The organism is Oleiphilus sp. HI0125 (genome assembly GCF_001635355.1).
In genome coordinates this window covers 1-20,431 of sequence record NZ_LWGF01001089.1, presented here as the reverse complement: position 1 = coordinate 20,431, position 20,431 = coordinate 1, and the positions used below count along the sequence as shown (strand labels likewise).

Sequence of the window (20,431 nt, the reverse complement as noted above, 5' to 3'; positions counted from 1 at the left end):
CAGATTTCATAATATTTGACATCGAATTCGACATACATTGACCTCTTTGTGGCTTAAATCTCACAAATAACAAACTACTTAATAGATAATCTCGCTAATAAATAGATTTTATTTTTTACCCATCTCAGGATCTTGATGGGGTTTTGCAGGAGTATTCAGTGAACGTCAATTTAGCGTTGCGCAAAATCCGCTGGCTTGTATTGTGTATTGGTCTAGCGACGATTTTCGGTGGCTGTAAAGCGATTAACCAATTTTTGGTAAAGCCATTCATCAAGCCAACCGGTGATACAGTAACGCTTCTTGGTGAAGCACACATCGTTCCTTATCTATTAACAACAGATGATACCGAAGCAGGTTGTGCTGGTGCTGAAGCGCTTACATCTATGGTTATGGCGCTAGGTCGAATTACTGAAGAACCTCACGAACTTGCAATTCTTCTTCACCTTGGTGCAGGCGGCTGTGAAGAGGCAAGAGCAGCAGAGAAAGAACTAGAATATCTTCGCTACATCCGTGCACTTCAGCCTGACTTCGCTGAAGATGCATTGATCGCACAAAAACGCCACCACTTAAAAGCTGCAAAACGCTATCTCGTCGCCTGGGATGAACTGATCAAGTTCAATGACGACAACGAAATCGGCCGTCCTCTCGAGAATGGTGGTGTTGAGTGTCCCGAGTTGACACAAGACTTTGACCAAATTGTTTGGCTAGCTGGCCTTGCTGGCGGATTACTTGCCCTTAACAACGACATCATGTCGGGCTCTTATATCGGCGTTCCTAAAAATATCGCCGCTCAAGCAGAACGTGCAGCTGGCTGTCTAGATAATAAGAAATGGTTCGGCGCACCGCTCGCACTTAAAGCAACAGTATGGAGCTTGCTACCAGGTGCGACACCAGAAGGGGAAGACCCGTGGGCTCGCTTAGAGCAGGCTGACCTTATTGGTGAAAAAGCACGCGTACGCTTGTCACATGTTTTCCATGCTGTAGCCGCTTACTCTAAAGGCGACGACGAGCGTTTACGTGCGATCATGAAACGTCATGCTGAGCAGATAAATGAATTTCCTGCAAATGAGCAATATCGTTTATTCGATGCAACCGCGACAGAAGTCTTAACGCGACTCTCAGATAAAATGTGGACAGAAGCAACTGGCAAGCGAACACCACTTGGTGGTCTAGGCACTTTCTGGGACGAAAACGCAGCAGACGATATCGAGGAAGTTTCACTCGACGACCTCTTCTAAAACCCTTTTGTGAACTAGCGCACGTCATTATTGCTATAACGAGAATTAATAGTGACTAATTGGAACGAATTAGCGCTATTCACACCTAGTTACCCTTCCTAAGAGCCGATATAATCTATCGGCTTTTTTATTCGATATAACAACGAATTACCTAAATATAAATTTAAACTAGGGGGTAGGAATTTCGTGGTTTCCAATACTTTAAAAAGTCGCTCACCCATTGAGTGGCTATCGTCCCTTCCTGCTTGTATCTTGCTTTTGATGGTTGTCATCTTTAGTACAAGTAGTGATGTCCATAACCAAATACTGCAAGTAGGCGAACATTATTGGGAGGGTTATTACAAACTACGTACAGATCCCGAGCTACCAAGCTGTGATGCTCAACTTGATGTTGAGGCTGCCGTACAAGAGCGACTAGCTGAAAGCGCGGAAGAAGACGACTTCGGTCTTTTCGATGCCGAACCAGCTGATCCTGAGCTCATTCGCCAATCAATAATAAACTCAAAAGCAGATTGTGTTGCTGCCTTTGAGTCGTACGAAGAAACTAAACAACGAATCACTCCTGCATTGGAAACTTTCAGAGCTGTTGAGTTATTCGTTTCTGAAGTGATTGCTGTAGGCATCATGTCCCAGAAATTTATTCTGGTTGGTCTAATCTTACTATGCGCTACAACTGCTACATTCACACGTCACCACATTGCTATGCGTCCGGTGATGTCTCGCTTAGATCACTACGTGGCGAGCACAGCTCAGTTAGCTGCTAATGGCTTACTACTGGCGTCTGCTGTAGCATTTAGAGATCTAGCACATTCAGATGGATCCAAAATAACCGCTGACGTGGCCTTCATTCATGAACTCTGGGTCTATGGCTTCGGCGTACTCACCATCATGAGTGCCATCAACATATTCCGACCTGCGGCAGATCTCACACCAGGCGGCAACATTGGTCGAGCTGGTCTAGCTATTCCATTGTACGCAACCATGACAATCATTGCTGCGGCGTTCTTCTTCTTTGGCCTAGGTGAAGGCAACAAGCCTAACCCAGCAGCACTAGGTATTCACCTAGACAAGCTTCTTGATCTCAGTGACATGTTCTTGAACGTCGGCTTGTACGTCTGGATCGGTATGATGCTTAAGCAAACGCGCTTTGCATCGCTCGTGCTTTCTTTGTTCAAGCCATGGAAACTACCACCAGAGCTATTAGTTGTTCTTGTCGTAATTCTTGCGGCTATTCCAACAGCCTACACTGGCGGTTCAGGTATTTTCGTTATTGCGGCAGGTGCCGTGATTTATCACGAGTTACGCGCTGCAGGTACGCGTCGTCAATTGGCACTAGCAGCGACAGCGATGTCCGGCTCAATGGGTGTTGTATTACGTCCTTGCTTGCTTGTGGTTGTTATCGCATTTATGAACCGTGAAGTCACAACTGACCAGTTATTTGGTTGGGGTGTATACGTATTCATGCTGAGCGCGGTGATGTTTGGCTTCTTTGCATTGACGCTTAACCGTCAGAGCAAGTTTGAACTTGCATCTCCAGGGCAAGCTTTCCCTGAAATGCTTCAAGCTTTCCGTCCATTGATTCCTTACATCATCTTGTCTGTTGCCGTTGTATTGTTCTATCGCTATGCGGTAAACGTTCGCTTAGACGAATTCTCAGCAGCACGTATTCTTCCAGTTATGATGCTTGTGATTTTGATTTATGAGCACGTGACGAAGAAAGAAGCAGTTAGCGAAGATGGTAAAACGAAGATTCCTCACAAAGGCATCGAAACCAACATTCGTACCGCAACGAATCAGACAACAGCAGAAATCGGCGCATTATTGTTATTAATCGGCTGTACTATCTGTCTTGGTGGAACCATCGAGCGCTCCGGCATCGTAGAGACATTCCCTGCTGAATTCTCAAGCGTTTGGGCGGCAATGGGCTTACTTGTTTGCGTATTGATCGTCATGGGTATGATCATGGAACCGTTTGGCGCAGTTATCTTAGTAAGCCAGACAATTGCTCCAATCGCTTACAGCGCAGGTATAGATCCAATTCACTTCTGGATGCTGACACTGGTAGCGTTTGAGCTTGGTTATCTTAGCCCACCGGTTGCACTTAACCACTTACTTGCACGCCAGGTTGTAGGTGAGAAAGAAGCTCTGGCTGCTGTGCTAACAGAAGGAACCTTCTACCAGCGTTATGAGAAAATACTTCTCCCTCTTATTACGATGGGTACAGTACTTCTTATCGTTGCGTTCACACCACTGTTTTATCAAATGATGTCTTAGTGACACCTTGGTAAACCAATAGTAAAAGCCCTGCCTGATCTATCACGCGGGGCTTTTTTCTACTTACTCAATTCACATGAAAAATCACATAGAAAAGGATTCCTATGCAACTCAATCGCACTGCTGCATTACTGCTTAGCATAGTCATTACGACACTCTTAATAGTTCATTCATCAAAATTAGAAGCAAAGAACCTGCAAGGCTCCAAAGAGCAGTGCAAAAGGATCGCGACAAAGATCGATATGATCAATGATAAAAGACGTGCAGGAGGCAGCTCCGCACAAATGGACAAGTGGCGAAAAAAGCGAAATGCACTAAGCGATAAGGCTTATAAATTGAATTGCAGAAAACACGGAATAATCAAATAGGCATAAAAAAACCGGTGACTGTTTCCAGACACCGGCTTTTTAAACTTCAGGCCAAGCTACTAAGCCTTAGGCCCTGCAGCAACGATAGACTCTGATACATCAAACTTCTTAAAATTCTCAACGAATTGAGAAATCAAATCAGCCGCTTTCGCATCATAAGCATCTTTGTCTGCCCATGTATCACGAGGGTTAAGTAGGCCAGAATCAACGCCTGGTACAGCTACTGGGATATCCAAGTTAAGCTGTTCTAAATGTGTTGTTTCCGCATCAGCCAAAGCACCGCTCTGAATTGCAGAAATGATTCCACGAGTTGTTGGGATGCTAAAGCGCTGGCCCACACCGTATGAACCACCAGTCCAACCAGTGTTAACTAGGTAAACTTTGGAACCGAATTCTTCCATACGCTTCATTAGCAATTCAGCATATTCACCCGCTGGGCGAGGGAAGAACGGCGCACCAAAACATGTTGAGAATGTTGACTTAAGCTTAGAGTCTGAGCCCATCTCAGTAGAACCAACCAAAGCCGTGTAACCACTTAGGAAGTGATACGCTGCTGCTTCTTTGCTCAGCAATGATACTGGAGGCAAGACACCTGTCATATCACATGTTAGGAAAACGATTGCATTTGGCTCGCCAGCAAGATTCTCTAGTACACGTTTTTCAACGTGCTCTAGCGGATATGCACAACGACCATTCTCAGTAAGAGAGGTGTCAGTGTAATCAGGAGTACGAGCATCATCATCGATTTTTACATTCTCAACGATCGCGCCAAACTTAATAGCGTCCCAAATAATTGGCTCATTCTTTTGGCTAAGATCAATTGTCTTCGCGTAACAACCACCTTCAAGGTTAAAGACCGTGCCTTTACCCCAACCGTGTTCGTCATCACCAATCAAATAACGCTCTGGATCTGCTGAAAGCGTTGTCTTACCTGTTCCAGATAGACCAAAGAACAAAGTTGTTTCGCCATCTTCACCGACATTCGCGGAACAGTGCATTGGCAAAACATCTTTTTCAGGAAGAAGGAAGTTCTGAACAGAGAACATCGCTTTCTTCATTTCACCAGCGTAACGCATGCCTGCAAGAAGTACTTTGCGTTGCGCGAAGTTGATCATAACAGTGCCGTCACTATTTGTTCCGTCACGCTCTGGTACACATTCAAAACTAGCAACGTTCAAAATTTGCCATTCTTGCTTGTCAGCAGGATTAAATGTCTCAGGACGGATAAACAAGTTGCGACCAAACAGATTTTGCCAAGCAGTTTCTGTTGTCACTTTAACAGCAAGATAGTGCTCAGGATCAGAACCAACGTGAAGGTGAGATACATAGCTGTCTTTTTCAGCAAGATACGCTTCAACACGCTCCCACAATGCATCGAATTTATCCGCATCAAAAGGGCGGTTGATCGGACCCCAGCCAATAGCATCAGACGTGCTTGGCTCTTCAACAATATAACGGTCCATTGGAGAGCGACCAGTTCTCTTACCAGTTGTAACAACTAAAGAACCGTTAGCAGCTAAACTGCCTTCTTTACGCTCCAGTGCATGTTCAACTAGTAATGCTGAACTTAGATCAACAAAAGTGTTACTCACTTTGACCTCACCTAAAATAAAACTAACTGGCTTGGAAAAATCCAAACCCTTATAAAATTGGGGCGCTATTATGACAAATCGCCAATTAAAAAACGACAGTAAAATAGACGCCAAGCATTATGCGCTTTATGTGTTCAATGAATAACCAATTAGTGCGGCTTACCGACATTAAATAACTCATTGACACGCTCGCGATCAAATTCGTAATGCGCACCACAAAATTGACAATCGATTCCTATCACAGGCTCTTCATCAAGAATCGACAGCGCCTCATCTTTCCCTAAAGAATAAAGAGAATTTAAAGACCGCTCCTCGGAACATGTGCATTCAAAACGCACAGGCTCTGACTCATACACTTGCAGACTTTCTTCATGATAAAGACGATGCAAGATAGTCGCATTGTCATTCTGTTTGACCTCTTCAAAGCTCAATGTCTCAGCGAGCTGCCTAACACGATCCCAAGCATCTTGATCATCGATATATTTGTAATCAGGAAGCTTTTGAAGCATCAAGCCATAACAGTACTCGTCATCACTCGCAAACATGAAATGCGTATCTAGCTGCTCTGATAAATCAAAGTAATGCGCCAAACATTCAGCCAACGTCGATCGCTCTAAAGGCACAATCCCTTGATAACGCTGTCCCTTATCAGGCTCTATGGTGATCGCTAGTTGTGCTTTCCCCAACAAATCGCCTAAATCATTAGAGTCCGGCAAAGCGTCCTCATAATGCACGATACTTCGAAAAGACTTTTGATCTGTCGCTTCTGCCATTAACAAACTGACGGGGCCTTCACCTCGAGCATGTACAGCTAGTCTACCTTCAAACTTGAGTGTTCCTGTCATCAATACAGATGCACAGGTTGCTTGTGCTAACAACGCTCTAGGTATTTGGGGATAGTCTTTGTTTGCAGTAACTTCTTGAAAGCTTTTTGACAAGCGAACAATTTCACCTCGAATATGGCATTCATCAAGGAGGAATTTTTGGAAGGAATCTCCTTCAAGCATAATTATCTCTCTGTCTCTAATCGTTTCGTTGATCTTTGAAACGATGAATTAAACGACGATCCCGTTTATTCGGTCTTCTAAACGGTACTGGCTGACTTTCGCGTTCCGCACGACGCTCCGCCACTTTCTTTTCACGCTCTATTCGACTTTCTTCCGTTTCTTCATATAGCTGTTGAGCTAAGGTTGCGTTTTGACGACGATCTGACAAGCCAGCCACTGTCACGACTTTATCCACCCAGCCTTGTCGAATTTGCAAAGTAGCGCCCAAATCGACCGTCTTACCTGGTTTGCAACGCTGACCGTTGTATTGCACTTTGCCGCCCTCTACAGCTTCTTTAGCCATAGACCGGGTCTTAAAAAATCTTGCTGCCCACAACCATTTATCGATACGAACTTTTTGCTCAGAACTTTCTGTCATGACGAAGGCATTACATCCATAAATGAAGACAACAAAGGATAGTCACTTTTCACTCTCATAGGTCCGCGGCTATCTGGTTTTACGATATTGATCAAATGCACGAGTCCCGCTTTTTTAGCAGAATGAAGGACATCTTCATTATCATCAAAAAATACTGTTGAGCGTGGATCAAAATGTACTTTTTTGCGCAAAGCTGTCCAAAACTCTGGATCTTCTTTCGGTAAGCCAAAATCATGAGATGTATGCACTTCATCAATATAATCGCCTAGATTGGTGCATTGCATCTTAATTTCAACACCTGCTCTGTGAGAATTTGTCACAAGCAATACGCGATAAGGTCCAGCGGATATTGCACTCAGGAATTCTTCAGCAAATGGCCGGTAGGCTATTTTGTCTTTCACTTCATGTTTTAATTGGATCAAATCCATATCAAGTAAGTCAGACCAATAATCAAAACAATACCAATTTAAGGTTCCTTTAAGATCTCGAAAATACTTGCTCAGAAATGTATTCGATTCTTCAAGCGTCATTCCTCGCGTATCAGCGAAGCGCTTTGGAAGATGTTGCATCCAAAAATAATTATCGAAATGCAGGTCTAACAAGGTGCCGTCCATATCAAGGAAGACGGTATCGATTTGATTCCAGTTGAGCATCAAACTCTCTATACTTTATGGCAATTGATTCGATGCATTTTAACGAAGCAGGGTAGCTATGTCAGATTTAAGCGCGTTTTTTGAACCACTTTCAGTTATTGCCAAGGATGCCGGCAAGGCAATTTTAGAAGTATATAACTCAGATTTTCCTATCGAGATAGATACTAAAAGCGACGATTCCCCTGTTACCAAAGCCGACTTAGCGGCACACCAAATCATTGAAAAGGGTCTACAAGCCCTAACTCCAGATATCCCTATTTTGTCAGAAGAGGGTGGTCTACCAGAGTATACAGAGCGAAAGCATTGGCAACGCTACTGGCTTGTTGACCCACTAGACGGCACAAAAGAATTCATTAATAAGAATGGCGAATTCACCGTTAATATCGCCTTCATTGAAAACCACGAGCCAGCGCTTGGACTCGTTTATGTTCCGGTAACAGATACCTTATACTTGGGCGGCCTAGCATTCGGAAGCTTCAAAAACTCAGCAGGATTACACGAACAAATTTCGATCAAGCCCGTTAATCTCGGCACCACATTAACGGTTGTAGGAAGTCGTCGACACGGTGCAGAAGCACTAGATAGCTTGTTAGAGAAAGTTTCAGATACGTTCTCGAATGTCGATCGTGTAGATATGGGTAGCTCCCTCAAAATTTGCGCCTGCGCTGAAGGATCCGCTGATTGGTATCCACGCTTAGCACTCACTTGTGAATGGGACACCGCTGCGGCGCACGCTGTTCTGAAAGGCGCCGGCGGTGAAATCTATACTCCGGAACTCACACCATTGCGTTACAACACAAAAGAAGAAATGTTGAACCCTTTCTTCCATGCCGTAGGTGACACGAGCTTTGATTGGAAAAAATTTCTATAAGCGGAAATTATCAGCTATTCAAAACGAAAAAAGCGCGACCTTTTTCAAGATCGCGCTCTTATAAAACCTTCAAAGCTATGGCAGCTTAATCTTCTTGCTCTACCACATCATTCGCTTTTCGGCCGTTTAAGGTACAACCCAAGCAACGTACAAATGTCGTTTCAAAAGGACCTTCGACTAATACTTCGAATGACTCTCCAATGTTACCACCAAGCGCAGAAAATGGTGATGAAACAATAAATACGCCCGCACCAAGAATAGTCGTGACAAACATTAATGGACGCACAAACAATGCGTCGCCAGTCATCGCCATTGCACTTGGGGTTTCATTAACAGGATTTGCATGGGCAATAGTTGGAAGAACAAGACTCACACACAGCGCCACACTGCATAATATTTGTTTAATTTTATGGTACATCGAAACTCCTCCACCAGAGCCGAATTTTATTAAAGAGACTTCTAAGAATGCACGTTAAGTGAATGTTTTAACTATAGCTGCTGTTTGCTCACTGTCTAATGCTTCATCCCGATTACCTTATTTCTTGTGATCACTTTTGACACACTGAACAAAATACCGTGCTTCTACCCGAGTGCCTGATTTCTTTAAGGGTCTCACCACAGTTTTTACACGGCTCACCTTGGCGACCATATACGAACAACTGTTGCTGAAAGTAGCCCGGCTTGCCATCCCCACCGACGAAATCCCGCAAGGTTGTCCCGCCTTGATCAATCGCTCGACTCAATACAAGCTTTATATTTTTAAGCAATTCAGCATAACGCTTTTTTGAAATTCGCCCTGCGGCACGTGAAGGGTGAATGCCTGACAGAAACAAAGCCTCATTAGCGTATATATTTCCAACCCCTACAACGACATGGCTATCCATAATGAATTGCTTCACAGCAATAGATCGACTCTTTGATTTTTGATGCAGGTAATCAACATCGAACGCATCCGACAAAGGCTCTGGTCCTAACTTGTTGATTAACTCATGCTTACTCCAATCCTCTGTCCACAAAATAGAGCCAAAGCGTCTAGGATCGTTAAAACGCAATACATGATCTGCAAAGCAAAAATCCACATGATCATGCTTCTGTACTTCAGTATCTGCAGACACAACCCGCAAACTCCCTGACATTCCCAAATGAATTAAGATACTTCCTTGATCAAAACTCATGACAATATACTTGCCGCGTCGAGTCACGCTTTTTACGAGATTAGGCGACCAAATTTCTAACTCCGTAGAGACAGGCCAGCGTAATCGGCTATTACGAATTGTCATACCTTGCAGGACTTTCCCTTCGCTGTAAGGCAAAATACCGCGTCGCGTTGTTTCTACTTCTGGTAGTTCAGGCACTATTTATTCACTCAGATTGAAAGGTTGATCATTGTCTACGAAGCAGGGTAAGCAAATCAAACACTTGGGCGTTGATGCTGGTGGCACATTCACCGACTTTGTTCTGATTGAGTCAGACCAGATGCAAACACATAAAGTTCTCTCTACGCCAAGCAATCCGGCGAAAGCGATTATTCAAGGCATCCTTGAACTCGGTCTTGAAGATGACTTGCTATCTGGTTCCCTGAACATTATTCATGGCAGTACAGTTGCGACAAATGCCGCGCTAGAAGGTAAAGGCGCACGCACCGCTTACATCGCCAACAAAGGCTTCAAAGATGTACTCAGCATTGGCCGTCAAAATCGCAAAGAACTATACAATCTAAAACCGATCAAAACTGACCCGCCAGTACCGCCAGAATTATGCTTCGAAGTTGACTGTCGACGCGATGCACAAGGCAACATCATTACTCCCTTAAGTGATGAAGCGATCTCTCAGCTAGTTGAAGATGTAAAAGAGAGCAGTGCCGAAGCGATCGCTATCAACCTTTTATTCTCGTTTTTGAATAGTGAGGAAGAACAACGCATTGAGAGCGCCTTGAACAAAGACTTTTTCGTCTCCCGTTCGTCTTTTGTATTGCCGGTTTATAAAGAATATGAACGCGGCATCGCTACATGGCTTAACGCGTCATTGGGCCCAAAGGTCAATAACTACCTGAGCATGCTTCAAGACAAACTCAAGAACAATCATGTTCAAATCATGCAATCGTCTGGCGGCCTACTGACACTGGATGAGGCCAAAAAACGCGCCGTTAATCTTCTTCTCTCTGGACCTGCTGGGGGGCTATCAGCCGTCCGATTACTCGGAAAGTCACTCAATCAAACGAAAATACTCAGCTTTGATATGGGAGGCACAAGCACCGATGTGAGTTTAATGGATGGAGATTTCTTGTTAAGCAGCGAAAACTCCATCGCTGACTGGCCAGTAGCTATCCCTATGCTAGATATGGATACTATCGGGGCAGGCGGCGGCTCTATTGCCTGGATAGATGAAGCGGGCATGCTACATGTTGGGCCTGAATCTGCAGGTTCTAATCCAGGGCCGGCCTGCTATGGCCAAGACGGAGATAGGGCAACCGTGACGGATGCTAACTTGATTCTTGGTCACATCCCTAGATCTGCCAAACTGGGTGGTTCATTAAGCTTAGACTTCGATAAAGCAATCCAAGCAATCGAAAAACTAGCGCAGCAACTATCTTTGAGCATTGAAGAAACGGCGCAAGGCATCGTTCAACTTGCAGAACAACAAATGTCAGCAGCGCTGCATAATATCTCAGTCAAACAAGGGCATTCGCCTAAAGACTTCAGTTTATGTTGCTTTGGTGGCGCAGGCGGGATGCATGTTTGCTCTCTTGCAGAAAAACTCAATATCAAACGCGCTATTATCCCACGCAATTCTGGCGTCTTGTCTGCGTTCGGCATGCTCACCGCAGCGCCTATGCGTAATGCAACACACTCCTACATTCACCCTTATCAAGACGTTAGCAAAGAAACACTTGCTGACTTATTTGACAAAATGAAAGCGGAGATAGCTGAAGACAGCCCAGAACTTGCGCAAACAGGGAAGATTAAACAACACCTAGATTTAAGATACTTGGGGCAAAGCTACACGATTGAGGTACCTTACTCTGAGCGCTCTGTCGAGGAGTTTGAAGCCGCACATGAACAACGCTTTGGTCATCGTTTAAATAAAAAAATCGAGCTCGTTAATCTGAAGTTGAGTATCGAAGGTGTTCCAGCAATTAATTCTTTATCGAAACCAATGCATACAAGTTCTTCTTCAACATCATTGCTAAACAATGAAATCGCAGTGATCGAACGAGATCATATTCAACTGGGCGATATAGTGACTGGTCCAGCTATTATCACAGAAAAAATATCGACCACCTGGATACCAAAAGCCTGGCAATGTGAATTAGATAGGTTTGGAAATTTACTGCTATCGAGGCCTTAAGATTTGATTTCGTAAAGCCTAGAGATAACCTGACCTGCGTTTTTGGATTTCAGCTCTTGCCATGCGCTAGGAATGTCTAGCTGTGACAATTCCGCTTCTGTTTCGATGTAAACAAGCCCCTCTGGCGCTAAGACTTGCCGGTTATCAAGAAGCGCTAGAACCTGATTAACTAAATCTTTTCTGAACGGCGGGTCAATCAATACGATATCTAAAGGCTCTCCAGAATAGCTTTGAAGAAAACTGAGGGCATCGACATGACTCACTGATGCCGGCACATTTAACAGCGCTTTGTTTTGTTCTAGGTAGCGAAATGCTTGTGTATTTTTTTCGATAAACTGCACATGTTTCGCGCCGCGTGATGCAGCCTCAAAACCAAGCGCGCCACTGCCCGCAAACAAATCTAGTACGTTCGCACCAATGACTTCATGGCGCATCCAATTAAATACTGTCTCACGAACGCGATCTGTTGTGGGACGCAAACCTTCTACTTCGGGAAAACTCAAACGACGACTTCTATGCTCTCCAGCAATAATGCGAAAAGAACCTTCACTTTTTTTTTCTGGCTTACGGTTTTTTTTAGCTCGTGCTGGCATTAGAATTTAGCTCATAATCGCGTTGATCTCGGTCGGCATAAATGCTCGCCGCTTATTGTAGTGCGGACACAGTTTCTATCAATCTAATTATCACCTGTCGATATACAGGATGACATTCTTTCTTTGGACGACTCATGGATAACCAAATGCTTATCGGTTTCGCAATTATCGCGCTCATCGCGATCGCCTTCGTTATCGATATCAAAACCAGAAAAGTTACTCACAAGCAACTTCCTCCGTTTGCTAAGAAACAAAGCTTACCGCCTCGAGAGCAAGTCACCGAACAGCCAAAACCAATTAGCGAAACACTAGATACTTCTAGCGTTGAACCGACTCCAACAGCAGAAATCGCAGAAGTTACTGACATTGAACCGGCTGCTGAAGAAAAAGTCGAAGAGATTACTGAAGAACCCTCAACGAACTTCTTCTCTCGTATTGTATCTGGCTTAAATAGAACAAGAGGCCAACTCAGTGATGGCTTGGGCCAACTTCTTCTTGGTAAAAAAGAGATTGATGAAGACCTTCTTGAAGAAATCGAAACACAACTCCTGATGGCAGACATCGGTGTTGAAGCGTGCTCTCAAGTTATTCAAACAATCACAGAGCGCTCTGAGCGCAAAGAGCTTAAAGATTCTGAAGCTATTTATCAGCTACTCAAAACCGAACTAGCTGCTCTTCTTGCCGACAAGCAAGCGCCGCTTGAGATCCCCAAAAGCGATACACCTTTTGTCATATTGGTAGTTGGTGTAAACGGCGTAGGCAAAACGACAACCATAGGCAAGATGGCCAAGCGTTTTCAAAGCCAAGGTCACTCTGTCATGCTGGCTGCAGGTGATACATTCCGCGCAGCAGCCGTGGAGCAACTGCAAGTATGGGGCGAACGCAATGATGTTCCAGTCGTTGCGCAACACACGGGCGCAGACAGTGCATCAGTGATCTTTGATGCCGTTGAATCCGCAAAATCTAAAGGCATTGATGTCATCATCGCCGATACAGCAGGTCGTCTTCAAAACAAAGACAACTTGATGTCAGAACTCGAAAAAGTTGTTCGAGTGATGAAGAAGGTTGATGCACAAGCACCACACGAGGTGATGTTGGTACTTGATGCTGGCACAGGACAAAACGCACTTAGCCAAGCGCAAATATTCCAACAAGCCGTGGGCGTTACAGGAATCAGTCTGACGAAATTAGATGGTACTGCAAAAGGCGGTATTATTTTCGCCATTGCAAAACAGCTCGGTTTACCGATTCGTTTTATTGGCGTCGGCGAACAAATCGATGACTTACGTCCCTTCGATGCGGATGAATTCATTGAAGCACTTTTTGAAAAACAAACAGACGCTTAAGTTGTTAAAGCATGATTCAGTTTATTAACGTCGGAAAACGTTACCCTGATGGGCACGAAGCCCTGAAAAATGTTTCATTCGAGCTCGCGAGAGGTGAAATGGCATTTCTAACAGGACATTCCGGCGCAGGAAAAAGCACACTACTTAAACTAATCATGCTGATGGAACGAGCCAGCAAAGGTCAAATCACGGTTGGCAATCAAAACCTTGCACGTATTCCTCCGCGACAAGTTCCTTATTATCGTCGCCATGCAGGTGTTGTATTCCAAGACCACAAACTTCTGTTTGATCGCACAGTCTTTGATAATGTCGCGATTGCGATGGAAGTTGCAGGAACGCCACCAAAGGAAATTGCTAAACGCGTACGGGCTGCACTCGATAAAGTTGGGCTACTGAGCAAAGAGAAGCTCACGCCCATTCAACTTTCTGGAGGTGAACAACAACGTGTTGGTATTGCTCGTGCTGTCGTCAACAAGCCACCTATTCTGTTAGCTGACGAACCTACAGGTAATCTTGATCCAGAGCTATCGGCAGAAATCATGAAGCTGTTTAGCGACTTTAACCAAGTGGGTGTCACGGTGTTGATTGCAACGCACGACTTAGAGCTTATTTCACGCCTACCTTACCGAGTAATCGAACTTGATCATGGCCACATCAGAAACGAAGAGGCATTCGTAAATGGCTAAGTCAAATTCACAAGGCGCTCAAGTTTCTGCATCAAAACCGATGCTTGGCAGTTACTTTGGTAATCACAAAAAAGCTCTTTCTCATACCCTTAATGAGCAAAAGAAAAAACCATTAGCATCAATCCTTACGTGCGCCGTTATTGGTATTGCTATCTTATTGCCCACTTTACTAGGCGTGTTCTTAAGCAATCTCGAGCGCTCTCAATTGAGCTTTGATAATACGACTCAAATGACGGTGATGCTAAGCAAAACATTATCGCCGATTAAAGGGGCAACATTTGCGCAAGAACTAACAAAAATCGAAGGCATAGAGTCAGCCAAGTTCATCCATCAAGATGATGCTCTTGAGGAATTTAAAGCAACATTTGAACTCGAGTCGACACTTGAGCACTTGAGCGACAATCCCCTTCCTCACAGTATTATCGTAACCCTGAGTGATTCTGCTAATACGATAGAACAAGCGCAAAAACTTCGCACTAGCCTACTAGGAAAGCCTGAAATTGATCTGGTTCAGCTTGATTTAATGTGGGTTCAGCGACTCAACTCTATTACCAACTTTCTTAGTTTAAGCACCTGGATTCTTGGGCTAATGCTAAGTATTGCTGTCATTTTAATTCTCGGAAATACGATTCGATTAGCAATCGAAAACCGAAAAGACGAAATTGCCGTACTTAAACTGGTGGGAGGAACGGACGCGTTTGTTTGTAGACCGTTTCTGTACTTAGGTATTTTCTATGGCATAGGCGGAGGAATATTTTCCATTATTTTATGCAGCGTGGTGTTAGCCATTCTAGCGCAACCTATTGAAGCACTGACAGCTTCATATCAAAGCGATTTTAGTTTGTCAGGTTTGAACATTGAAACTACACTTTTTATTCTGTTAGTTGGAACATTTTTAGGTTGGTGCGCTGCCAAAATTTCTGTGAAACAACATATAAGCGCAATTGAACCAAGCTAATACCTATCTACGAAATTCGGAACTTTTTAAGGCTTAAGTAGTCCAACCACTCAACATTAGCACACTTGAGCACAAAAGTGCCGAGGTGCTATGATGCAAGGATAACGAATAGAGGAATATTAATGGGCACAAGCTTACAACCCGTCGACATGTTAACTCCTGGTGGCAACCTTGAGTCTTACATCCAAACGGTCAACAGCATCCCGATTTTGTCAATTGAAGAAGAGCGAGATTTAACTGCGCGCTTACATGACGAAAACGACCTTGTGGCTGCGCGACACTTGATTATGTCGCATCTACGTTTTGTTGTTCATATCGCTAAAAGTTACTCTGGATATGGTTTAGCTCAAGCTGATCTTATTCAGGAAGGAAACGTCGGCCTAATGAAAGCCGTTAAACGTTTCGATCCGACATTCGGCGTTCGCTTGGTGTCTTTTGCTGTACATTGGATCAAAGCTGAAATTCACGAATTCATTTTACGTAATTGGCGCATTGTCAAAATTGCGACGACCAAAGCGCAACGTAAAATGTTCTTCAATCTTCGCAGCTCTAAAAAGCGTCTTGCTTGGTTTACCGCAGATGAAGTTGATTCAGTAGCTAAAGACCTTGGTGTAGAACCTCGCGTCGTTCGCGAAATGGAAGGTCGCTTGAGCGCTCAAGATACAGCATTCGATGCTAGCTCTGATGAAGATGATGACAGCGCGTTCTTAGCTCCAGCGAACTATCTAGAAGATCATTCAGCAGACCCTGCACGTGCTGTAGAGCTGGCTGATACATCGAGTGATACGCGTCATCGTTTAACTGAAGCCTTACGTACTCTCGATGAGCGTAGTTTAGATATCATCACCAAACGCTGGTTAAATGAGAAAAAAGCCACGCTTCATGAGCTAGCAGATGAATACGGCGTTTCAGCTGAACGAATTCGTCAATTAGAAAAAAATGCGATGAAGAAAGTAAAAGGCTTAATGGATAGTTAGGCCTCTTTCTTCTACTAAAAACCGCCAACAGGCGGTTTTTTTATGCCATTAAAATTCGGAGTTATGTCATGCATATTGCTTTTATTGGTGTAGGCCTCATGGGCGCTCCCATGGTTACTAACCTGATTCGTGCAGGTTTCTCTCTACACCTATGGAACCGCACCCAATCAAAACTCGACCCATTTCAGAAAAACGCGAATACATATACAGCTATCAGCGAGGCAGTTGCTCACGCAGACATTATCATCACTATGCTAGAGACCGGAGATATCGTTGAGCAAACACTCATGCAAGGCGATGTTCTTCAGGCGATAAAGTCTGGAAGCATGGTCGTTGATATGAGTTCAATACCGCCGGAACAAGCGCGTGCACATGCTCAGCTACTTAAGAATTATGGTATTTCGTATTTAGATGCCCCAGTGTCTGGAGGTACCGTAGGTGCTGAACAAGCGACTCTGTCGATTATGGCCGGCGGAAATAAAAATGACTTCGATAAAGCTCTCCCTATTTTCAATGCAATGGGTTCCGCCACACACATCGGCCCGCATGGTACGGGACAAGTCGCTAAACTGGCTAATCAAGCTATTGTAGGTATTACGATTGGAGCAGTCTCAGAAGCTTTGTTGCTTGCTGCAGAGGGTGGAGCAGACCCTGTGGCAGTTCGTAAGGCTTTGGGTGGCGGTTTCGCTGCTAGCCGCATATTAGAATTACACGGTCAACGAATGATTGATGGCAATTATGAACCTGGGGCGCGTAGCCGTGTTCAATTAAAAGACATGCGCACCATACTCGATGAAGCTCGATTACAAGGTTTGACCCTACCCCTGTCACAACGCACGCATGACGGCTATCTGTCGCTAATCGCTCATGGCAAAGAGAACATCGACCATAGCGGATTAATGGTAGAACTCGAACGCCTCAACAATACATCGCACTTTGCTGAGAACAAAGAAAATGCCTAAATTCGCGGCCAATATCACCATGCTATTTCAAGAACATGACTTTCTTGATCGTTTTAAAGCAGCGAAAGACAATGGCTTTCGCTACATAGAGTATTTGTTTCCTTATGATTATTCCGCTCAAGATCTTGTCTCAAGATTGCAAGATAACAATCTAGAACAAGTCTTGTTCAACTTGCCTCCCGGCGACTGGTCAAAAGGGGAGCGAGGCATCGCATGCCTACCTGATCGTAAAGACGAATTTCGACGAGGTATTGATCAAGCCATTCATTACGCCGAACAATTAAACGTCAAACAACTCAATTGCCTGTCAGGCTTAAAACCAAACGATTTGAGTGAAGAAGAAGCTGAATCATGCTGGCTGGAAAATATTCACTACGCAGCAAGTGCGCTCGAATCAGCCGGAATAAAACTACTAGTCGAAGCAATTAACTCTAAAGTCGATATGCCTGGTTTCTACCTCGATACCCTCGAAAAGAGCCAGTCATTAATTGATCAAGTTCAACACACAAACGTTTACTTTCAATTCGACCTCTATCATATGCAAATCATGCACGGCGATTTAGAAAGAAGTTTGAAATCTATCTGGCCACACATTCAACACGTACAATTTGCCGACAGCCCTGGCCGACACGAACCAGGCACTGGCGACATTGATTTTGAAAAAGCATTCAATTTTCTAGACCAGAATGAGTACACAGGATTTGTTAGTGCAGAATATCTGCCAAAAACAGACACAGTTAGCTCTCTGGCGTGGTTACGAAGCTTTAATTAACGTGTAAAATTACGCTTGTGTTAAAACCATGTAAGTTCGGTATTTTCAGTTAATGCAGTTTAAATAGGTTTGCAAATGAGTTGGTGGGGAAAACTAATAGGCGGGGCACTTGGTTTCGCCGTATCAGGTCCCATTGGAGCAGTACTCGGCGCAGCAATTGGGCATAGCTTTGACAAAGGCTTAGCCGGCATTGAAAACTTTGCCCCTGATGACCTTTCAACAGAAGATATCCAAGCAGCATTCTTTGGCGCAACATTCTCAATTATGGGGCACGTTGCCAAAGCAGATGGAATTGTAAGTCAAGATGAGATAAGTGTTGCTCAGAACACCATGTCTCGAATGCAATTAAACAATGAGCAGCAAAAAGCAGCACAATCATTGTTTACTCAAGGAAAGTCAGCCAGCTTCGACTACAAAGCGGTTGCAGAGCAGCTTAAACAAGAATGCGGACGTCGAAGAAACTTACTGCAGATGTTCATCGAAATTCAGATTGCTACGGCACTCGCTGACGGTGAACTTCACGCAAACGAGCAAGCGATTTTAATGGAGCTTGCTGAGATTCTCGGCTTTAACCGTCAACAGTTCGAACACCTTCTTGCTATGGCCGTGGCTCAACAACGCTTCCACCATAGTAATCAAGGCTTTGAAACCGAAGTTCATGCTTCCAAAATTGATGAAGCATATGAGGTACTTGGTGTAAACCAAGACTGCTCTGACCAAGAACTTAAGCGAGCATATCGGCGATTAATGAGCCAACATCATCCGGACAAGTTGGTAGCGAAAGGCTTACCCGAAGAAATGATGAAGCTTGCAACAGAAAAAACACAACAAATAAAAGAAGCTTACGAGCTCGTTAAGCAAAACAGAAATCTAAAGTAGAGGTAAGTAATGCGCGTTCTAGTAATCGAAGACGATAAAGACGTTGCCTCCTATTTGGTCAATGGCCTTAAAGAAAGTGACAATGTAGTCGACCACTGCGCCGACGGAAAAGAGGGCTTGCTATTAGCAGCAAGCGAAAGCTACGACGTAATGATTATCGATCGAATGCTTCCGGGCATGGATGGTTTATCAATCATCAAAACGATCCGTGCAACAGGTAACAAAACCCCTGTTCTGATTTTGAGCGCGCTAGGCGATGTTGATGATCGCGTTGAAGGACTTCGTGGCGGCGGTGATGACTACCTAACAAAACCATTCTCCTTCACTGAATTACTAGCACGACTTGAAGCACTTGAGCGTCGTGGTGCTAGCTCAGGTTCTGAACAAGTCACCCATCTACAAGTGGCTGATCTAGAAATGGATCTACTCGCACGTACTGTTAAACGTGCTAGCCAGAAAATAGATCTCCAACCACGTGAATTCCGTTTACTTGAATACTTAATGAAGCATGCTGGGCAAGTCGTGACGCGCACAATGCTTCTTGAGCAAGTGTGGGATTACCACTTCGATCCACAAACAAACGTCATCGACGTTCATATCAGCCGCTTACGCTCAAAAATCGACAAAGATTTTCCTAAGCAGCTACTTCAAACCGTTCGTGGTGCGGGATACATTTTGAGTGAAGATTCTTAGTCTACTAAGAACCCCTACATTTCAGCTGGCGATTATGTACATGGTACTTTTCGCCACGTCTGTTTTTATTCTAATGGGCTTTATTTACTGGGCAACCGCTGGGTATATGTCGAGCCAAACAGACGAAACCATCGAAGCTGAAATAGTCGGTCTGGCAGAACAATATCAACGCCAAGGTTTGAATGGCTTAATCAGTGTCATTCGAGAGCGTGTAGCACGTGATCCTAACGGCAAAGCGATCTATTTATTTACTGCGCGTGATTTCATCAAACTCGCAGGCAATATAGATAAGTGGCCAGAAGAAGGCGAAGTTCAAGAGGGCTGGCTCAACTTTACACTTAATGAAGAGTTAGGCTGGCACAATGAGCTTGATCGGCCAGCTCGAGCACGTGTGTTCATTGTGCCTGGAGGCTTGCGCTTACTAGTAGGCCGTGATGTCAACGAGTTCATGGCTGTTAAAGAGCTTGTTGAACGCGCGATAAACTTGGGCATGGCGATCACCTTTATGCTGGCAATGATCGGCGGCGTTATGATGAGCCGAAGTACGGCTCGTCGCGTTGAAATTATCAACCAAACCAGCCAGAAAATTATGAAGGGCAACTTATCATTGCGCATACCCGATCGCGGAACCAATGATGATTTTGACCAACTCGCGCGTAACCTGAACGAAATGCTGGATCGCATTTTTCAATTGATGGAAGGTATTAAGCACGTCTCAGATAATATTGCGCACGACCTTCGAACACCTCTTACCCGACTTAGAAATAAGTTAGAAAACACTCTATTAAAAGTAGAA

General features: G+C 44.3%; 20 protein-coding genes. 13 read left to right on the top strand and 7 right to left on the bottom strand.

Annotated elements, in window-relative coordinates:
- The first annotated feature begins 158 nt into the window (after positions 1–158).
- Positions 159–1,238 carry a hypothetical protein gene (locus tag A3762_RS18820; protein ID WP_068482917.1) on the top strand — a complete coding sequence of 360 codons (1,080 nt, stop codon included), beginning with the start codon at positions 159–161 and terminating at the stop codon, positions 1,236–1,238.
- Between the two features lie 186 nt (positions 1,239–1,424).
- Positions 1,425–3,512 carry a TRAP transporter large permease subunit gene (locus A3762_RS18815; protein ID WP_068482921.1) on the top strand — a complete coding sequence of 696 codons (2,088 nt, stop codon included), beginning with the start codon at positions 1,425–1,427 and terminating at the stop codon, positions 3,510–3,512.
- A 427-nt stretch (positions 3,513–3,939) separates the two neighbouring features.
- On the opposite strand, the gene A3762_RS18805 is transcribed toward A3762_RS18815, so the two are convergent.
- The 4 genes from A3762_RS18805 to yrfG form a co-directional block, all read right to left on the bottom strand.
- Complete coding sequence (locus A3762_RS18805) at positions 3,940–5,472, bottom strand: phosphoenolpyruvate carboxykinase (RefSeq protein ID WP_068483010.1); 1,533 nt, start codon at positions 5,470–5,472, stop codon at positions 3,940–3,942.
- 149 nt (positions 5,473–5,621) lie between these two features.
- Positions 5,622–6,479, bottom strand: coding sequence for an Hsp33 family molecular chaperone HslO (hslO, locus tag A3762_RS18800; protein ID WP_068757111.1), 858 nt, complete (start codon positions 6,477–6,479; stop codon positions 5,622–5,624).
- Positions 6,480–6,495: 16 nt separating this feature from the next.
- Positions 6,496–6,897 carry an RNA-binding S4 domain-containing protein gene (locus A3762_RS18795; protein ID WP_068754347.1) on the bottom strand — a complete coding sequence of 134 codons (402 nt, stop codon included), beginning with the start codon at positions 6,895–6,897 and terminating at the stop codon, positions 6,496–6,498.
- Positions 6,894–7,550, bottom strand: a complete 657-nt coding sequence (gene yrfG, locus A3762_RS18790) for a GMP/IMP nucleotidase (RefSeq protein ID WP_068757109.1) — start codon at positions 7,548–7,550, stop codon at positions 6,894–6,896. Before yrfG ends, A3762_RS18795 begins: the two co-directional genes overlap by 4 nt.
- Positions 7,551–7,608: 58 nt before the next feature.
- Here yrfG and cysQ point away from each other — a divergent pair, with 58 nt between their 5' ends.
- Entirely contained in the window at positions 7,609–8,421 is an 813-nt protein-coding gene (gene cysQ / locus A3762_RS18785) for a 3'(2'),5'-bisphosphate nucleotidase CysQ (protein ID WP_068757107.1), read from the top strand.
- A gap of 85 nt (positions 8,422–8,506) precedes the next feature.
- Here the strand turns inward: cysQ and A3762_RS18780 are convergent, their stop codons facing one another.
- Positions 8,507–8,839 (bottom strand): hypothetical protein, encoded by a 333-nt coding sequence (locus A3762_RS18780; protein WP_068482930.1) that lies wholly within the window; start codon positions 8,837–8,839, stop codon positions 8,507–8,509.
- Positions 8,840–8,969: 130 nt separating this feature from the next.
- Entirely contained in the window at positions 8,970–9,776 is an 807-nt protein-coding gene (gene mutM, locus A3762_RS18775; RefSeq protein ID WP_068757105.1) for a bifunctional DNA-formamidopyrimidine glycosylase/DNA-(apurinic or apyrimidinic site) lyase, read from the bottom strand.
- Positions 9,777–9,807: 31 nt separating this feature from the next.
- Here mutM and A3762_RS18770 point away from each other — a divergent pair, with 31 nt between their 5' ends.
- Entirely contained in the window at positions 9,808–11,769 is a 1,962-nt protein-coding gene (locus tag A3762_RS18770) for a hydantoinase/oxoprolinase family protein (protein WP_197469389.1), read from the top strand.
- Here the strand turns inward: A3762_RS18770 and rsmD are convergent.
- Complete coding sequence (gene rsmD, locus A3762_RS18765; RefSeq protein ID WP_068482936.1) at positions 11,766–12,362, bottom strand: 16S rRNA (guanine(966)-N(2))-methyltransferase RsmD; 597 nt, start codon at positions 12,360–12,362, stop codon at positions 11,766–11,768. The genes A3762_RS18770 and rsmD overlap by 4 nt on opposite strands.
- A 134-nt stretch (positions 12,363–12,496) precedes the next feature.
- Between rsmD and ftsY the strand changes: the two genes are divergently transcribed.
- The 9 genes from ftsY to A3762_RS18720 form a co-directional block, all read left to right on the top strand.
- On the top strand, positions 12,497–13,708 hold the full coding sequence (ftsY, locus tag A3762_RS18760) for a signal recognition particle-docking protein FtsY (protein ID WP_156493586.1): 1,212 nt from the start codon (positions 12,497–12,499) through the stop codon (positions 13,706–13,708).
- Positions 13,709–13,719: 11 nt separating this feature from the next.
- Positions 13,720–14,394, top strand: a complete 675-nt coding sequence (ftsE, locus tag A3762_RS18755) for a cell division ATP-binding protein FtsE (RefSeq protein ID WP_068480398.1) — start codon at positions 13,720–13,722, stop codon at positions 14,392–14,394.
- Entirely contained in the window at positions 14,387–15,352 is a 966-nt protein-coding gene (ftsX, locus tag A3762_RS18750; protein ID WP_082869238.1) for a permease-like cell division protein FtsX, read from the top strand. The genes ftsE and ftsX overlap by 8 nt, the downstream gene beginning before the upstream one ends.
- 122 nt (positions 15,353–15,474) lie before the next feature.
- Positions 15,475–16,329 carry an RNA polymerase sigma factor RpoH gene (gene rpoH, locus A3762_RS18745; RefSeq protein WP_068482772.1) on the top strand — a complete coding sequence of 285 codons (855 nt, stop codon included), beginning with the start codon at positions 15,475–15,477 and terminating at the stop codon, positions 16,327–16,329.
- 68 nt (positions 16,330–16,397) lie between these two features.
- Positions 16,398–17,291, top strand: coding sequence for an NAD(P)-dependent oxidoreductase (locus tag A3762_RS18740; RefSeq protein ID WP_068482939.1), 894 nt, complete (start codon positions 16,398–16,400; stop codon positions 17,289–17,291).
- Positions 17,284–18,063, top strand: coding sequence for a hydroxypyruvate isomerase (gene hyi, locus A3762_RS18735; RefSeq protein WP_068757103.1), 780 nt, complete (start codon positions 17,284–17,286; stop codon positions 18,061–18,063). Before A3762_RS18740 ends, hyi begins: the two co-directional genes overlap by 8 nt.
- A 75-nt stretch (positions 18,064–18,138) precedes the next feature.
- Positions 18,139–18,942 carry a co-chaperone DjlA gene (djlA, locus tag A3762_RS18730; RefSeq protein ID WP_068482942.1) on the top strand — a complete coding sequence of 268 codons (804 nt, stop codon included), beginning with the start codon at positions 18,139–18,141 and terminating at the stop codon, positions 18,940–18,942.
- A 9-nt stretch (positions 18,943–18,951) separates the two neighbouring features.
- Positions 18,952–19,635 (top strand): response regulator transcription factor, encoded by a 684-nt coding sequence (locus A3762_RS18725; RefSeq protein ID WP_068482946.1) that lies wholly within the window; start codon positions 18,952–18,954, stop codon positions 19,633–19,635.
- Positions 19,636–19,675: 40 nt separating this feature from the next.
- On the top strand, positions 19,676–20,431 hold a 756-nt coding region (locus A3762_RS18720; protein WP_197469388.1), incomplete at its 3' end, for a HAMP domain-containing protein.

Bases quoted from the DNA above. Each gene is read 5' to 3' on its own strand.
- ftsY (WP_156493586.1), top strand. From the start codon at position 12,497: ATGGATAACCAAATGCTTATCGGTTTCGCAATTATCGCGCTCATCGCG.
- A3762_RS18780 (WP_068482930.1), bottom strand. From the start codon at position 8,839: ATGTACCATAAAATTAAACAAATATTATGCAGTGTGGCGCTGTGTGTG.
- ftsX (WP_082869238.1), top strand. From the start codon at position 14,387: ATGGCTAAGTCAAATTCACAAGGCGCTCAAGTTTCTGCATCAAAACCG.
- hyi (WP_068757103.1), top strand. From the start codon at position 17,284: ATGCCTAAATTCGCGGCCAATATCACCATGCTATTTCAAGAACATGAC.
- djlA (WP_068482942.1), top strand. From the start codon at position 18,139: ATGAGTTGGTGGGGAAAACTAATAGGCGGGGCACTTGGTTTCGCCGTA.
- A3762_RS18725 (WP_068482946.1), top strand. From the start codon at position 18,952: ATGCGCGTTCTAGTAATCGAAGACGATAAAGACGTTGCCTCCTATTTG.
- ftsE (WP_068480398.1), top strand. From the start codon at position 13,720: ATGATTCAGTTTATTAACGTCGGAAAACGTTACCCTGATGGGCACGAA.
- hslO (WP_068757111.1), bottom strand. From the start codon at position 6,479: ATGCTTGAAGGAGATTCCTTCCAAAAATTCCTCCTTGATGAATGCCAT.
- A3762_RS18795 (WP_068754347.1), bottom strand. From the start codon at position 6,897: ATGACAGAAAGTTCTGAGCAAAAAGTTCGTATCGATAAATGGTTGTGG.
- rpoH (WP_068482772.1), top strand. From the start codon at position 15,475: ATGGGCACAAGCTTACAACCCGTCGACATGTTAACTCCTGGTGGCAAC.
- rsmD (WP_068482936.1), bottom strand. From the start codon at position 12,362: ATGCCAGCACGAGCTAAAAAAAACCGTAAGCCAGAAAAAAAAAGTGAA.
- yrfG (WP_068757109.1), bottom strand. From the start codon at position 7,550: ATGCTCAACTGGAATCAAATCGATACCGTCTTCCTTGATATGGACGGC.
- cysQ (WP_068757107.1), top strand. From the start codon at position 7,609: ATGTCAGATTTAAGCGCGTTTTTTGAACCACTTTCAGTTATTGCCAAG.
- A3762_RS18740 (WP_068482939.1), top strand. From the start codon at position 16,398: ATGCATATTGCTTTTATTGGTGTAGGCCTCATGGGCGCTCCCATGGTT.